Source organism: Nitrosomonas sp. Nm58 (assembly GCF_900107335.1).
Lineage (GTDB): Bacteria > Pseudomonadota > Gammaproteobacteria > Burkholderiales > Nitrosomonadaceae > Nitrosomonas.
Genome location: NZ_FNPQ01000125.1, coordinates 1 through 1055 on the forward strand (window position 1 = coordinate 1; position 1055 = coordinate 1055).

Here is a 1055-nt window from a genome sequence, read left to right on the forward strand (position 1 = left end):
GTCGCCGTACAGGCGGAGGCTTCAAACCACCTACTGCTGCTGCGTTTAAGAGGCGTGGTAGTGAGCGAGCTAGGAAAAGGCCGGACTCGATTTGGTCAGGTATGGATCGCAAAGTCGAATGAAAATGAACCACTGATGACGTGTCGAAACGTGGAGATGATGTCAAAACTGCGGGGGTTTCATTACTGCAGGATAAGTCCGGGAGGTGCCTGTTGACGGCCCGGTCGGCATCCGGCATGGAGGTGGCGAGAGTGCGATCTAGGCTTTTGTGTGGAACGTGGGAACCTGTCACTCCGATGCTAAGGGAGAAACACAAGGAAACGCATTCCAAGTGTGAGAGTACCGATGCGGAGTACAGGGACGGAGCAACTCCTAGTAGTGAAGAAGGGACTGTAATGGTTCTGGAGCGAAGGAGTTGCCCTATCTGGCTGGGAGCGATAAAACAACTGGGAACAGGAGGATTTTATTGAACCCGGCAAAACCATTTGCTATTCATAAACGACAAGTATGGGAGGCATACAAGCGAGTCAAAGTAAATCAAGGTGGTGCAGGAATTGATGCTCAGACTCTGGAGGATCTTGCTCAGGATCTTGGTAACAATCTGTACAAGCTGTGGAATCGCATGGCATCCGGGAGTTACCATCCACCACCGGTGAAGCGTGTTGAGATACCCAAAGCCGATGGTGGAATTCGCCCTCTGGGCATTCCAACGGTAGCAGATCGCATTGCGCAAACGGTTGTTAAGCTGGTACTGGAACCGGAATTGGAGAAGCACTTTCATCCGGATTCCTATGGATACAGGCCTGGGAAATCAGCACATCAGGCGCTGGCAATAACGCGTAAACGGTGCTGGAGTTATCAATGGGTACTGGAATTCGATATCAAAGGCTACTTTGATAGCATTGATCATCAGCTATTGATGCGCGCAGTTGGCAGGCACACGCAGGAAAAATGGGTGTTGCTGTATATTAAACGCTGGCTGAGAGCACCGGTGCAAATGGTCGATGGGAAAATACAGGTAAGAGAGCGAGGAACACCACAAGGTGGTGTGATCA

At 50.8% G+C, this 1055-nt stretch carries 2 protein-coding genes; both read left to right on the forward strand.

Annotation, left to right across the window (positions count from 1 at the left end; translation table 11 throughout):
* Positions 1-216: hypothetical protein (locus BLW34_RS16680; protein WP_090581425.1), on the forward strand; the 216-nt coding region annotated here is incomplete at its 5' end.
* Positions 217-466: 250 nt separating this feature from the next.
* Positions 467-1055, forward strand: a 589-nt coding sequence (locus BLW34_RS15360) for a reverse transcriptase domain-containing protein (protein WP_256203840.1), incomplete at its 3' end; no start/stop codon positions are given.